General features: G+C 43.3%; 11 protein-coding genes. 5 read left to right on the top strand and 6 right to left on the bottom strand.

From position 1 onward, the window contains the following. Positions 1 to 48 precede the first annotated feature (48 nt). Genes LAQ65_RS10080 through LAQ65_RS10055 form a run of 6 tightly spaced genes read right to left on the bottom strand, consistent with a single transcriptional unit; the run spans position 49 to position 6,608 of the window. Entirely contained in the window at positions 49 to 1,701 is a 1,653-nt protein-coding gene (locus LAQ65_RS10080; protein ID WP_224116839.1) for a hypothetical protein, read from the bottom strand. 22 nt (positions 1,702 to 1,723) lie between these two features. Then, the gene (locus LAQ65_RS10075; protein WP_224116838.1) at positions 1,724 to 2,941 is read right to left on the bottom strand and encodes a glycosyltransferase family 2 protein; all 1,218 of its coding nucleotides are present in this window, start codon (positions 2,939 to 2,941) and stop codon (positions 1,724 to 1,726) included. Continuing rightward, complete coding sequence (locus tag LAQ65_RS10070) at positions 2,934 to 3,260, bottom strand: DUF2304 domain-containing protein (protein WP_224116837.1); 327 nt, start codon at positions 3,258 to 3,260, stop codon at positions 2,934 to 2,936. Before LAQ65_RS10070 ends, LAQ65_RS10075 begins: the two co-directional genes overlap by 8 nt. Beyond that, the gene (locus LAQ65_RS10065) at positions 3,257 to 3,934 is read right to left on the bottom strand and encodes a glycosyltransferase family 2 protein (RefSeq protein WP_224116836.1); all 678 of its coding nucleotides are present in this window, start codon (positions 3,932 to 3,934) and stop codon (positions 3,257 to 3,259) included. The genes LAQ65_RS10070 and LAQ65_RS10065 overlap by 4 nt, the downstream gene beginning before the upstream one ends. Beyond that, positions 3,931 to 5,580: a glycosyltransferase family 39 protein gene (locus tag LAQ65_RS10060; RefSeq protein ID WP_224116835.1), complete on the bottom strand. Its 1,650-nt coding sequence runs from the start codon at positions 5,578 to 5,580 to the stop codon at positions 3,931 to 3,933. The genes LAQ65_RS10065 and LAQ65_RS10060 overlap by 4 nt, the downstream gene beginning before the upstream one ends. Continuing rightward, the gene (locus tag LAQ65_RS10055) at positions 5,577 to 6,608 is read right to left on the bottom strand and encodes a DUF3089 domain-containing protein (RefSeq protein ID WP_224116834.1); all 1,032 of its coding nucleotides are present in this window, start codon (positions 6,606 to 6,608) and stop codon (positions 5,577 to 5,579) included. The genes LAQ65_RS10060 and LAQ65_RS10055 overlap by 4 nt, the downstream gene beginning before the upstream one ends. 245 nt (positions 6,609 to 6,853) lie before the next feature. On the opposite strand from LAQ65_RS10055, the gene LAQ65_RS10050 reads away from it, so the two are divergent. The 5 genes from LAQ65_RS10050 (at position 6,854) to LAQ65_RS10030 (ending at position 15,482) form a co-directional block, all read left to right on the top strand. Further along, the gene (locus LAQ65_RS10050) at positions 6,854 to 10,363 is read left to right on the top strand and encodes an amidohydrolase family protein (protein ID WP_224116833.1); all 3,510 of its coding nucleotides are present in this window, start codon (positions 6,854 to 6,856) and stop codon (positions 10,361 to 10,363) included. Between the two features lie 527 nt (positions 10,364 to 10,890). Next, complete coding sequence (locus tag LAQ65_RS10045; protein WP_224116832.1) at positions 10,891 to 11,259, top strand: PadR family transcriptional regulator; 369 nt, start codon at positions 10,891 to 10,893, stop codon at positions 11,257 to 11,259. 29 nt (positions 11,260 to 11,288) lie between these two features. After that, complete coding sequence (locus tag LAQ65_RS10040) at positions 11,289 to 13,553, top strand: PspC domain-containing protein (RefSeq protein ID WP_224116831.1); 2,265 nt, start codon at positions 11,289 to 11,291, stop codon at positions 13,551 to 13,553. Between the two features lie 158 nt (positions 13,554 to 13,711). Then, positions 13,712 to 14,755, top strand: coding sequence for a fatty acid desaturase family protein (locus LAQ65_RS10035; protein WP_224116830.1), 1,044 nt, complete (start codon positions 13,712 to 13,714; stop codon positions 14,753 to 14,755). Positions 14,756 to 14,837: 82 nt separating this feature from the next. Then, complete coding sequence (locus tag LAQ65_RS10030) at positions 14,838 to 15,482, top strand: response regulator transcription factor (protein ID WP_224116829.1); 645 nt, start codon at positions 14,838 to 14,840, stop codon at positions 15,480 to 15,482. Positions 15,483 to 15,493 lie beyond the last annotated feature (11 nt).

The raw sequence follows: 15,493 nt of genomic DNA, 5'->3' as shown, positions 1-15,493 counted from the left end.
TCCCGAATATTTTTAATCCTTATTACAAAACTCTTTCTTTAAGACTGCTTAGGGCTTAATATACACATCTGTATTGGGAATCGGACCAACAATCTTCTTCCAGTGTACGATCACGAAATCCCCCGGAACTTTTGCTGTATCGGAAACAAATACTACACTGATATTATTTGCCCCGATGAGCGCATTGGCCTTACTGATTTCAGCCGGCAGGCAATTATAGTGGCGCCCTTCTGAAAAATAAGCAGTGAACCAGGAAGCATATAGGCTATAATCCTCAGAATTCGGCCAGTGAGCCATACGTGTTTGATACGGTGGCGCTTTTTTTAACCCTTTCGCGAACGTATATTCTGACTTGCCTGTCTCACTATTAAAAATAGGTGCGGAAAAAAAATGCGTCCAAATCAATTGATAAGAAACAAATGCTGTGGCCGGTACCGTAAGGAAAAATCCTGGGAATGAGAATTGCTTTTCGCTAAAAAATGAGTTGGCACTTTTTAATAAGTGTTTACTTAAAAATCCGATGCCCAATAAGCCCACCAGCAGATTTATCCATAAATAACGATCTTCTACAAATAGCAATAAATAACCGCTCAGGTAAAAGCAACTGAAAACAAAAATCCTGGTTATTTCCTGTTCAAGAAGAACAGGCAGGGTTACATTATTCTTAAGCATTGATACTGTTGTGATGAAAAACCCAATAAGCAGGAGGCATAGACTAAGCCCTATTATGGCATGCATATCGGTATAGCCACCTAACAAAAGCCGGATATTCGTAAGTACTACCTTTAATTGTAAAAGGAAATTATCCTTTGAAGAAAAAACTGCATAATCCCTGAAAGTTGCCTTACGAACAGGATCCTCCCAGGCGAAAACCGAATATTCATGAGGCGGGTTTATGAATGCCGTATAAAATTCGTAGTTGTTTGAAAGGGCTTCTGTTCCAGGAATTCCCTTTCCCAGTAAGGATAAATTTACAATTGCTGCACCATGGTTAAATTTTGCAGTTCCGGCCAGCATCAATCCACCATACTTTTGGTGAAGTGCAAAAAGCCATGGTGATACCAAAATAAAAAAGATTACATATAACTTGCAAAAGCTACCCACCAGCTTGTAGCGGTTGGTCCTTTTGTTAAGCAATAATGTAAGCAGATCAAAACAGATCAGGCCACTGACAAAGAAAAAATTATAGGCTTTGGCAAAATACAATACCACCAACCAGATTGCTGTATTAAATGGCCTCAGGTTAAGATTTCCCCTGAGCCAGTAACGCAGGAATAAGAGTAAAAGTACCACAGAAGCAAGGTCGGGTGTCGATGTATAATAGGCAAACCGCAGCATGAAAACAGCGCATAGCGGGAGAAGGAAATTTTGCAATGTAACTGAGAAACCCAACTGTACCATCAGTGTATAAAACACAATGATACCCGCCAGTCCTGCCAGTACATTGATAACATAGAAAATAAAAAGCGGTTCAACAGGTAGCCAGCAAAATGGGGCCAATAGCCAGGATAATAATGGTGACCAGTATGCATTAACCGCTTCTGCCCAATGTGCATGTGCGTAATTTTTCGCGATGGTCAGGTAAGCGATACCATCCGGATTAATTTTTGTTTTGAGAGATGAAAAAACAAATGTGGCCACCAGCAAATACAAGACTGTGGTGACCCTCAGCGTAACTGAATATGGTTTACCCGGTTTCATCCAGGAAAAAAAATCTTACTACTCAATTGATCCAGTTTGGTTCCTCTTCTTTGAAGCTGATATTAAAAGTGACCAGCGCGTTCAGCAGGAAAGAAAATATGATGACTTGTGTGCCAGCCATAATTCCTAATCCGCCTGGAATGATAAGCCTGAATGTATGCATCGGATCCAGGTTGCCATAGTTGCCTGTAGCCCACTGGTAAACGGCAATAAAAGATAATAAAACGCCAAATACAAAAACCAGGCATCCTATAATCAGCCCTTTTTCAAACCGAAAAATCTGTATTATCTTTTTTTCTATTTGGTTTAGCTTATGTAACCTTATCTTAAACCCATAGAACCTGAGTAACAAATAAAACTGGAGAAGCTGTAACCCCAGCAGAATGAATACTGCGCCAAAAAACAGGGAATGAATGTCGAAAGTCACTTTTGCGATTTGCAGCTTGGTAAAAAGCAAAGCAAAAAACAAGAGCAGTCCCATTACCAGGAAAACAAGGGACGGGATCAGTAAAAACCACCTTGGGCTTAACATAATGATCTGCCGGAATTGTCGCCAGCCATCCTGCCAGGTCTTAAGGTGCGGCGGACGATCGCGACCGTCTTTATATAATTTCACCGGGACTTCTGCTATGTTTAATTCCCGATAGCCTGCGCGCGCCAGCATCTCCGTTATAAAATCCATTCCCCTGGCCTGCATGCCCAATTCCAGGTATGAAGCTTTACGGATAGCCCTAAGCCCGCAGTTAAAATCCCTGTACGGCACTTTAAAGGATTTGCGGCCCATATAGGAAATCACCGGGGTGCCCAGGTAACGGTGCAAAAAGGGCATAGCACCTTTTTCAACCCCGCCTTTGAAACGATTACCAACTACCAGGTCAGCACCCTGCTGTAGTTTTTCATAAAAAGGCTGGCACTCATCGAAATGATAACTATCATCGGAATCACCAAAAATAATATGTGACCCTTTAGCCGCCATGATCCCATAATGCAGCGCCGAACCATATCCCCTCATGGGAACCTGCAGGCATCGCACTCCTTCTTCCTTGCAGATATCAATAGAACCGTCGGTTGATCCGTTGTCTGCTATTACTATTTCATTTGGAATATCAAGAGTGGCTAAAAAAAATTTCGCCCTGCGAATACAGGTACGTAGTGTCAGAACTTCATTCAGGCAAGGCATTACAATACTAAGAAATCTAACCTCAGATTCTTTATGGTTTAGCTTCATTTTATCAGTCATGTGTTCCGGCATTTTTTATGGCCTCCTGCCGGATCAGGGTTGTTACAGTTTCTTCCAGCTTCCTGATCCTTGCATATAATCTTAAAATAAAGTACCAGAACAATAATATGCTGATATAAAAAACCAGGTCGGCTCCCCTTCCTACACCAATTTTGTGGGCTATAGTATTGGTTAATTCCGGTTGAAGAATAAATAATACTGCCAACCCGCTTAACAATACCATAAATAAAACACTGATCACCGCTTTTTGCAGGCGTTGAATGAAGTATACCAGTATGAACAGTACTCCGGTAATTAAAACAATCTGGATAGCTGTCATCGGAACAGTTTGTGTAAAACTACATCAAAAAAAATACGGATGCTATTTGCCGGGGACTGTCCTTTCTTTTGGCTATACGGGGTGTAAACGATATTTACTGGTACTTCCTTCCACCTGAGTTTATGCCTTTTAATTTCAAACAATATTTCTGTTGCATGGGCCATTCGGTTTTCAGTTATGCGAATTACTGTAGCAGCTTTACGATTCATCGCCCGAAGGCCGTTATGTGCATCGGTCATCCGGTATCCGGTTAATAGCCAATGAAATGTCCTTGCCATAGCAATCAATATCCTTTTAAGCACCGGCACCTGGTTTTTTGTGCCCATAAAGCGTGAACCGAAAACAATATCGGCCTGGTCGCTTTTAACAGGTTCTGTTATTGCAGCAATATCCTTTGGATCGTGTTGCCCGTCTGCATCAAAAGTGACAACCATGTCCGCACCAAGTTGCAGTGCATATTGAATTCCTGTTGCAAGAGCAGCACCCTGGCCAAGGTTAACATAGTGCCTCAATAAATTGACTGATTTAAAATCCTGGTCAACGTAAAGGGGATCCCTTGATCCGTCATCTACCACTATAATATGGGCAGCTGTTACCTGGCGAATGTTTTTTATCACCTCGTTCAGCATGCCTTGTTCATTATAGGCAGGTATTATAATATAAAGTTGGCTCAAGATCCGGCAGGTTTTACAAAGCCGATCAAATGGACTTCATCCAGAAATCTACGCCTTACTTTAAACTGGTATTTTTCCAGGAAGACCTTGTATTTTTTAAACTCATTTTCCTTCAGGGAAACCACAATCGTAGATGGGGTCTTAATGCCAATAATAGCAGAATCACCCATGGCGCTGACCTGCCTGAACACTTTCACATTATTGGCCAGTGCATAATAAATATAACCGTACTCCTTGGAAAAAAGTACAACATCATCTCCGCGGCCTTTACCCTCATTAAACATTGCCTGCAGTGATCCACGCTTTTCCAATGCATCCCGGGGGTTTGCCGGATCTTCCATTTTTATTAACGGAATTCTTTTTTCCAGGATCCAGCCGATATGGACAACCTGGAACAAACATGCCAGGATTAATACTTTGCGGAGGAAACCCTGCAAACGTAAATGTTTCCAGTAAACAAGGAACAATTGTCCCATAATTACGAAAAGGATTATAGTTAGTGGTATTAAAAAGTACCGGTCTTCGACCATATAAGACCAGGTGCCACCTGTAATATCAACCGGAAAATCAATTCGTATACTAAGTGCAGCTAAAGTTGCAATGATTACACTACAAACCATAACGGCTGAAAGAACAAAGCGGGCCATACGATCATTACCCAATACAAATTTTGCCAACCATGCCCTTTGTAGCCAGCGTATAAGCATATATGTTAAAAAAGCAGCCGAGCTGAATTGCAGTATCCCGTAAAAAAAACGATACTGAGTATGAAACAACAATTCGAACTGGACACAAATAAATGTAACGTGACTGATAGCCTGCCAGAAAAGGGGAATAGTGTTCACGAGCTTTCCGGGATAAAATCCTTTATCCCATTGCTCCAGGTAAGTGAATGTTCCTGTTTGCACTTTATTAAATCCCAAATAGGCCATAACAATTATTGCGAGGCCTAAGGCCAGTATCACACCCGCTTTCATCCAGTCTGCCCTATTTTTCCTGAATCCGGACCACCATAAAAGCAAGGGCAATACCGGCAGGGCAGTAAGGTAAACATACCGGAAAAGAAAGGAAGCACCGATGCATAAAAGCAAGGTTACCAGCCATTTGTTTTGGGGTTCATCCAGGTATTTCAGGAAAAAATAGAAGGCCCAGAGCCAGCAGGCAGCGGCCAGGAAATCGGTTGGAAATGAATTGAAAAAGCCTTCATAAATCTCAGTTGCCTTGAACCAAACTGCTATCATTTGTGCGAAAGGCGAAAAGCCAAGTAACTGCATTAACCGCCAAATTGCCAATAGGTAAAAGAAGGCACCAGTTGAATCAAGTATACAACTGCTCCGGGAAAAATTAAAACCAGTAAGCTTTAATAAGGGTACCAGTAAGCCACTATATAATGGAGGCCATTCCAGCAATACCTTATGGCGAACAAGATTAATATTACCAAGTTCCACTTGCGGAACCGTATATCCGAAACCTTTTGCCCATTCTGCCGCAGCCACCAGCTGAAGGCTTCGGTCGCCATCTATATACAGATAGGTCCGCAGCAAAACTGATTTAACCAAAACGGCCAGCAGAAACAGGAACAACAGCCAGGGCTGGATCCTGCCCTTTCCTGTACCCGTTTCAAAGAATAAGCTGTTCAGGTTCATTGTTGTTTTTTGAACTGCTCCACACGGGTATCCAGGTTTTCCCTGATATTCATATAGAACAGGTTGATATCGCCGACATGGTAATTTTTTGCCCGGTAAAACTTCCCTCCGGGAAATCTTGGCCTGCTGATCCACAACAGGTCTTTATAAACCTGCGCATCATTCACAATGGGCAATACAGTATTGAATTTGGTAAGCACAGATCCTTTATTTAGGTCCACCGGTGCGTAAATAGTATCGGTTGCCCATCTCAATGGATTAACAACTATGGATCGCCGTGAGGAAGGTTTATAATTTGGCTCATAGCCTCTCCTGAAAGTGCGCCAACTAACAAAACAACCGGTCTGCAGTGAATCACGGCAGGGTCCAAGTGATTCAAAATAGTCAGGCTCAACTGCCATTCCGATTATATAGGCCGCCACTAATTTATTTTTCAGTTCCTTCCCTTCGAAAAATTCCTTCAGTAATCGCTTGGCATGTGTTGTGCCCTGGCTATGCGATGCAATGATAATTGGCTTCCCATTATTATAATGCTGTAAATAGTATTCGAATGCCGCCTTTATATCTGCATAAGCAAAATCAAACGCATGCATTGCCGCAACAGTATCGGTCGAATAATAGTTTTGTATGTGTGCCTGCCTGTAGCGCGGTGCATATACATTGTACCGGTTAAAAACAGAGGCCTGGTATAAAATACTCGACCTGTCGGTTTTATTATTCAGGGCACTATCCGTAAAATCAGCATTCCATTTTGTCAGTTTCTTTCCGGTAAAACTAGTAGGGTGAATAAAAAATACGTCAACAGAGCTGTCCTTTTGATACCCTTTCCTTAAAGGTAGCGGAATACTATCCGAAGGGTCATGTTTGTCCGGGTGCGCCGCCCAAAGCAACAGGGAGGAATAATCAGCTGGTTTATCATTTCCAGGGTCCGCCGGAGTATTCACTGCATATTTTGGTGAGCAGGCCAACAGTGATACAACAGCAACGAATAGGAATCCCTGATACTTAATGGTTTTAATAATTTTCACAGCCCAAATTACGCACATTTATTTCCGCAAAACGATTGAACGGCTTATTCCTGTTATCAGCCCAGCTGCTCATTTAAGTATAAAACCGGTATTGAAACAACAATTTGCGGTAGAAAGTGCAAAGTCTGGAAAAAGGGGGAAGCCTGGAAATATGCAGTATACACCGTGTAAACACGGAATTTTGATGACCGGCATTATTTGTCCGGAATTCCTGCTTAAATTTTGCGTTCAAATCAATTACAAATATGCATTCACGAATACTATCGGCGGCGGCCTGCTTATTAATTGGCGGACTGCTCCTGGAAGGATTTTCACCTGTTCCGGCATATTCCGCAGCAATAGGTTTTCCGCCTCACCTTGCTGCAGATACTGCCAAAAAAGACACGACTAAATTTGTTTTATTCAAAGGGCTACCACTTAAGGCTAGTCGAAAAATTAAAATAAATACTACAGAAGGCAGCTGGACCTCTGTTGATATGAGTCCGGATGGGAAAACCATCATCTTCGACCTGATGGGTGACCTTTATAGTATCCCCGCCACAGGTGGTAAGGCAAAGGCCATAACCAGCGGATTTGCATTCGATACACACCCAAGGTTTAGTCCGGATGGCAAAAAAATTCTCTTTACCTCGGACCGGAGTGGCGGGGAAAACTTATGGTACATTGATACGGAAAAGGAAGATACCGTCCAGCTCACCAACGAACCCAGCGTTAACATTACTAATGCCGACTGGACGCCAGACGGGGAATATATCGTGTACTCAAAGGGGCGTATGAATATGCAGTTATATATGGTGCATAAGGATGGTGGCGCCGGAGTGCAACTGATCGACGCCCCTGCATCACTAAAAACAATTGACCCTGCAGTAAGTGCGGATGGCCGTTATATCTATTTCTCCAGCCGTTTTGGTCCATGGAATTATAATGCATCTTTGCCCCAATACCAGATAGGTATTTATGATCGCCAGAACGCCAAATACAATACTATTACCTCAAGGTATGGTTCTGCATTCACCCCCGTCCTGTCTAAAGATGGAAAATGGATGGTCTTTGGAACCCGGTATGAAGACAAAACCGGGCTCGTTCTTAAAAACCTTGCAAACGGGGATGAGAAATGGCTGGCATTCCCTGTGCAGCGCGATGAGCAGGAATCCATTGCAACGATGGGTGTATTACCAGGAATGGATTTTACACCCGACAGCAAAGCCCTGATTGTTTCTTTTGGCGGAAAAATAAAACGGGTACCCATCGATGGTAGTGCGATTACCGAAATTCCATTTTCTGTTGAAACGGAAATAGAACTAGGCCCGCAACTGGATTTCCATTACCCGGTATCTGACAGTACACATACCCTGACGACACAAATCAGGGACGCTGTACCTTCCCCTGATGGTAAAAAACTGGCATTTACAGCTTTGAACCGATTGTATGTAATGGATTACCCAAATGGACATCCGAAAAGACTGACTACCAATAATTTTACGGAAGCTTTCCCAGCCTGGGCACCTGACGGCAATAGCATTGTTTTCAGCAGCTGGACAGGCAACGGTGGCCATCTCTACAAAATTTCATTGAATGCCAAAACACCGCCACAGCAACTGACTAAAACACCAGGACTCTACCAATTCTCGAAATTTACTCCTTCAGGCGACCGGATTGTTTTCCAGAGAAGCCAGGCAGAAGTATATAAACAGTCCATTTCACCTAATTACAATGACGCAGAAGATGATCTTTGCTGGATTCCGGCAAACGGAGGTGATGTAACAGTGATTGATAAAGCACTGGGCCGTTATAACCCGCATTTTGTTAACGGCCAGAACCGCATCTACCTGAATCAAAACGGGCAACTGCTTTCGATCCAATGGGATGGCAGCGACCAGAAAGTGCATGCCAAAATATCTGGGATCACCACCTATGGTATGAGCAATTTTAAAAATGGCCGGCCTGTGATGGACAAATGCATCATGACCGAGGCTACTGCAGAAGCAATGGAAATGAATATGCCGTCAAATGCTTCGCTGATCAATATTTCACCAACCGGTAACCAGGCATTTGCACAGATCAATAATGAAATTTATGTGGTCACAATTCCCCAGACCGGGAAAACAGTAAATATCAATGTAGCCGATGCAGCAAATGCGCAATTCCCGGCCAGGAAACTGACGACGTTTGGTGGTGAATTCCCAGCCTGGGAGGCAGATGGAAATAAAGTGCATTGGAGCCTGGGAAATGCACATTTCGTATATGATGTAAAGCGGGCAAAATTTGTGGATGACAGCCTTAAATCAGCCAAAAAAACAGAGGATAAAAAACTAGCAGACTCGCTGACTAAAGCCAGGCTGGATACTGTAAAAGTGCAACTTGACAGTGTAGCTAAAAAAGCAGCGGACTCGCTAAAAGCAAAAACAGACAGCATTAACCAGAAAAAGAAGTCAGATGCTGTCTATAAACCAGCTGAGCAGGCCATCAAAATATATTTCGAGCGCGACCTGCCAAAGGCAAGCATCCTCCTAAAAAATGCAAGGATCATTACCATGAAGGGTGAAGAAATATTGGAAGGTGGTGATATACTTGTCGTCAATAACCGTATCAAAGCCATCGGGAAAAGCGGCAGCCTGCAGGTTCCAACCGGAACAAAGGAAATTGACTGTAGCGGTAAAACAATTACGCCGGGATTTGTGGATACCCATTCGCATATGTGGCCAAACTGGGGATTGCATAAAAACCAGATTTGGATCTATGCGGCAAACCTTGCTTATGGTGTAACCACCACTATGGACCCGCAAACAGGAACAACTGATGTGCTAACCTATGGCGATATGGTAGAATCGGGATCCATGGTAGGCCCAAGAATTTACTCAACAGGCCCGGGTGTCGGCTTCTGGTCCTATAATGTGAAAGACTCTGCACAAGCCAGCAGTATACTTGAGCAGTACAGCAGGTATTATCATACCAAATACATAAAGATGTACCTCACAGGTAACCGGCAACAAAGGCAGTGGATCATTATGGCTGCCAAAAAGCAGGGGTTGCATCCGACAACTGAAGGAGGCCTGAATTTTAAATTGAATATGACCAACCTGCTGGACGGTTATCCGGGGCATGAACATGCCATTCCGGTTTATCCCCTTTACAGTGATGTAATTAAAACGATTGCCAATGCACAGATGTCCGTTACGCCAACGCTGCTGGTTTCATATGGCGGACCCTTTGCAGAGAACTATTTCTGGGAAACAGAAAATCCTTATCACGACAAGAAAATGCAATATTTCATGCCTTATGAAGAGCTGGCAGGAAAAACCCGCCGGGTGCAGGGCTGGTTTATGCCAGAAGAACATGTTTTCCCTAAACATGCCAAAAACATGAAAGCACTGGTGGAAAATGGCGGAATTGCAGGTATTGGAAGTCACGGTGAATTCCAGGGCCTGGGATACCATTGGGAACTATGGGCCATGCAAAGTGGTGGTATGAGCAATTTTAATGCCCTCAAAATAGCGACCTATTTAGGTGCAAAAGCCCTTGGACTGGAAAAAGACCTTGGTAGCCTTGAAGTTGGAAAACTGGCCGACCTGATCATCATGGATAAGAATCCGCTGGAAAATATCCGTAACTCCAATACCATACAATATGTGATGAAGAACGGAAGGCTTTACGATGGAAATACTGCCGATGAAGTTTACCCTGCACAGCGCAAACTTGACCGCAGTGAATGGGTGAATGTGAAGCCGGAGAGCAATACAGGCGTGAAGGAGTAGGTACCTTATATAATTAAGTGGGTCATTAGCGATACAAATATCCCGGGAGGATGTATTGCTAATGACCCATTTTTTTTGCGGTACTATTGCCTAAGGCCGGGATAATGCCGGGAATCTACTGCCAAAGACGAACGAAAGACGAACGAATAACGAATGAAAGACGAATAAAATACGAATCAGCTTAAGTAGAATCTATGTAGATGGTATTAAGATAATATACCAATCATCTCGGTTTTTAACCATTCATCCAAATCGGGAAAATATTTTTTGAGCCCCCTGTTCCAGCTAAAAGTCAATTCCATAAAGCATCACACCCATCACCCATTATCTTTCAATGATAATTACCTTCCCAACTTAGGTACTTTAGTTTGCATAGTACTGAAACTTTTTGTATGTTTGTCTCGTCAAAGGAATAACAGGCTGGTGGCGAAGCAGCAAAACGGGGGAACCTTATCAGAATTAAACCTTATCGCATTAAACCTTATCCACCCCGCTGAACCGCCACCAGCCCAAAAAACAAAAGCGCCATGAATATAGAAAACACACAAAGCCAGATGCGGAAGGGAATACTGGAATTCTGTATCCTTTCGGTGATCCGCCGCGGCGAAGCCTATCCGAGTGATATCGTGGACGAAATGAGGGCGGCCAACCTCCAGATCCTGGAAGGTACGCTGTACCCCCTGCTAACCCGATTGAAAAATGCCGATATGCTCACTTACCGTTGGGTAGAAAGTAATTCCGGCCCACCCCGTAAATACTTTTCCCTCACTGAAAAAGGGAATGATTTCTACCAGGAATTAGAGACTACCTGGAAAGAATTAGCTAACGGGGTAAAGGCCCTGACCAGTAAATCCGAATCACTTCCATCCGTCCCTGAAAACCCGACAACCAACTAAAAACTTCAACCAGTTAATACCTGTCAATTATGAAAAAGGTCATCAATATAAACTTCCAGGGCAGGGTGATCCCCATCGAGGAGACCGCTTTTGACCTGCTGAAGCAATATACCGAGAGCCTGCGCCGATACTTCTCAAACGAAGACGGACGCGATGAAATCATTAACGATATAGAGGGGCGTATCGCAGAACTTTTTTCTGACCGCCTGAAAAAGGGTGCCACCTGTATCACTGATGACGATGTAAACAGCATCATCGCCAGCATGGGCCGCCCCGAAGATTTCGAAGCTGCCGATGCAGACCTCTCAGGAACAACTACCAGCAACAGCAATCGCCAGGAATCTGGCTACAGCCAACCCGGTGGCGCTACCTACAGCACAACCGGCGGAACTTTTGGCCGTGGTAAATTCAGTCGCAATGCTGATGATAAAATCATCGGAGGTGTTTGCAGCGGCCTGGCAAATTACCTGGGACTGGATCCTGTAATCATGCGCATAATCTTTGTATTGCTGTTCGCCCCATTATTCTGGATCTATATATTGCTGTGGATAATAGTTCCATCTCAGTCACTCACCTCAAATATCACCAAAAGGCTATACCGTAATCCAGATGACAAAGTGATTGCCGGCGTATGCGGTGGACTGGCTGCTTATTTCAATATCCAGAGCTGGATCCCAAGGCTGATCTTCGCACTGCCCCTGATTTTGGGCATCGTAGGCGGAAGCTTTAACGCTTTCTTCTGGGATTGGGATTATGGTTTCGGCCCACGGTTAATTTCCGGTGGCCTCGGATCTACCCTCTCATTAGTATACCTGGTACTCTGGATCGCCGTTCCCTTTGCCAGTACTGCTGCAGAAAAACTTGAGATGAAAGGGGAGAAAATTGATCTCAATTCAATCCGCGATACCGTAAAAGGAGACCTGGAAAATTTTAAGAGCAAGGCACAAAGCTGGGGCGCTGAAGTAAAGGAAACTGCCCAACAATTCAGCAACAGAAGCCGCAACTTCTCTGCAGAAGCAGGTGAGCGTGCCCGCAGTTTCGCATCCGAAGCAGCACCATTGGCAAAAAGAGCCGGTAGCGGACTTGGCCATGTAATCGGGATTCTTTTCAAAGCCTTCTTCCTGTTCATCGCAGCCATTGTTGCCCTTGCCCTTTTCGGAGTGCTGATGGGTATCCTTTTCGGCGGCATGGCGGTTTTCCCTGTAAAAGATTTCTTCCTGGAAGGGTTCTGGCAAAATACCCTGGCATGGTCCAGCCTTATCCTTTTCCTGGGTGTACCCTCAGTTGCACTGATCACATGGCTTATCCGCCGCATCATGGGGGTAAGAAGCAATAACAATTACCTGGGATATATTTTCGGTGGTCTCTGGATCATCGGTTTGTTCAGTTTCATTTTCCTTGCCGGACTATTCGCCCGCAACTTCAAAAACAGGGCCGGGGTTGAAACAACCATTAACCTGTCTCAACCTTCCGGAAACAAGTTATTTATTGAATCTGTAGGCAGCAATGTGCACTATTATGGTGATGAAGACTTTTTCGGATTGGAAATCGGGGATGATGCGCCTTTTTATGGCATTAGTCACGACAGCCTGATGCTGAAAACAGTAAGGGTGAACATTGTAAAAAGTAAGGACACTGCCTTCCATGTATATACTATGCGGTTTAGCAGAAGTAATACCAATACCAAAGCAAAAGAACTGGCAGAAAATATCAAATTCCCTATTGAACAAAAGGATAGTGTTCTTCAACTGCAGAAAGGATTCGCTATTACCCGCGATGATAAATTCAGGAACCAGCAGGTATTGGTGGTAGTGGAAGTCCCGGTTGGCAAAAAAATTGAACTGGACCGCAGCCTTGAAGATTATGAATGGTTTACCATAAATACCAATCGCAGGAGAGGCTTTAATGTTAGCTGGGACAATAATTGGGATGACTCATATTCATGGGATAGCAATGTCGAATATGTAATGACCCGTGAAGGATTGCAGAAAACCAATGAGCTTACTGAAAAAGAACTTAAAGAAGGTAAGTTCAAATTTAAAATCGATGATAAGGGCGTAATCATAGAAGGCGAAGGCGAATTAAAAGACAAAAGCAAGGACTATGAATACAAAGGGCCAGACAAGAAAGAAAAGAAAGACACTATAATCATTAAATCCAAGACATCCATATCAACACCAGGTGATGAGGAAGATAAAAATGATGAAGAAGAAAACACCGTGTTAGGAAAAATCCGAAAAATCAATGATGCAGAAGTCTCCCCATTGATGATACTCAGTTCTGTCCTGCAATAAAAAATACCATCAACCCGGCCGCCGCCTCCTTCGGGAAGGAAGGCGGGGTTGAAGTTGGAACATCCCCGGGCTTTTGCCTGGGGATTTTTGATTTATATTTGAGTTTTGGGTAAAGGAATTATTATTAGTACCTTCTATAATTAGCCAGCATAATTACAATGAAAAATTTGCAAGCCATTACCGATCCGGTTTATACGCCGGCACCATTTAACAGTACCGATAAATTCTTTTTAAAATTTCTCCGCGATGAGCGTGACCTTCCGTTTATTTATCTAACAATTAAAATAACGTTTACATTAATACCACTTGCTGTTCTTCTCTACCTGCCATTTGTTCATGGCTGGTGGTGGGCTTTAGCGGCTGTTGTTTACCAGTATTTGAACAACATTACTTTCAAGGGACCATTCGGCTTAATGTTACATTGCACCAGCCATCGCGCTTTTTTTAAGAAAAAATACCAGGTACTCAATTATTATCTTCCCTGGGTGATTGCTCCATTTTTCGGTCACGGGCCCGAAACATATTATGCACATCATATTGGTATGCATCATCCTGAAAACAATCTTGAAGAAGATGAAAGCTCAACCATGCCTTACCAGCGCGATTCGCTAAAAGGATTTGCTCATTATATTGGTACTTTTTTTGTGCGCGGTTCCTATGATCTTGCCGCCTATTTTTTCAGGAAAAAGCGTAACAAACTTTTAGAAAGCACTGTGCGTGGCGAACTTCTTTTTATCTTCTTATGTGTTGTTTTAAGCTTCATCAGTTTTAAAGCAACATTTGTTGTTTTTATCATCCCCTTCATTCTATACCGCCTAATTGCATTTATTGGTAACTGGGCCCAACATGCTTTTGTTTCCGCTGATGATCCGGCAAATGCTTACCGCAACAGTGTCACCTGCATCAATACAAATTACAACCACAAGTGCTGGAACGATGGGTATCACATTAGTCATCATATTAAACCAGCCATGCACTGGACAGAGCATCCCCTATTTTTTCAGAAAACAATAAATGATTATTCCCGGAATGATGCCATTGTATTTGATGGCATCCATTTTCTGCATGTGTTTATTTACCTGATGCGAAAGCGCTACGATTTACTTGCAAAGAATTTTGTAAACATTGGCAACCGTTACCATAATGATGAAGAGGTCATTCAATTGCTCAAAAGCCGTACCCGCAAAATTGAGTTTACCTGAAATAAATATTCCCGGAACGGTATAGAAAACTTTGTGTTTCGGCCGAATTTTCAGATTTTGGTTAAGTAAACAACTGAACCAGATGAAAATAGCAATGGTTGATGACCATAACCTCCTGAGAAAAGGACTGGCTAACCTGATCAATACCTTTGAGGGCTTTGATGTTATTTTTGAAGCCACCAACGGGAAGGATTTTATTGAACAGCTGGCCATTAACCCAATACCTGATATTGTACTTTTAGATATCAACATGCCCGTTATGAATGGCTATGAAACAGCCGACTGGATCAGGAAAAACCTTCCGGAAACGAAAACCCTTGTCTTAAGTATGCTGGAAAGTGACCTGGCGATTATCAGGATGCTCAATCTGGGTGCAAAGGGGTTTATAATCAAAGACAGCCACCCCGACCAGTTCAGGTCTGCCCTGGTACAACTGCGCGATCTTGGCTTTTGTATGAATGAAGACTTATCGGGCAGGCTCCCCGACAAATCCTTAACTGATTCACCTGGAACCTGGTCAACCCCTATTCCCAGTTTTTCGGAAAAAGAATTAACCTTCATGCGCCTTTCCTGTTCTGAATTGACCTACCGTGAAATCGCAGCAGAAATGGGCATAGGTCACCGGGCCGTTGATAGCCAACGTGATTCCCTGTTCCAAAAACTCAACGTTAGCAACAGGGTAGGCCTGGTTCTTTATGCCATAAAAAATGGGATTATCATGGTATAAAAGGATTCCGC

The organism is Flavihumibacter profundi (assembly GCF_020076305.1).
Lineage (GTDB): Bacteria > Bacteroidota > Bacteroidia > Chitinophagales > Chitinophagaceae > Flavihumibacter > Flavihumibacter profundi.
Note: the sequence above shows the minus strand (reverse complement) of the source record. Positions and strands in the feature narration are given on the sequence as shown.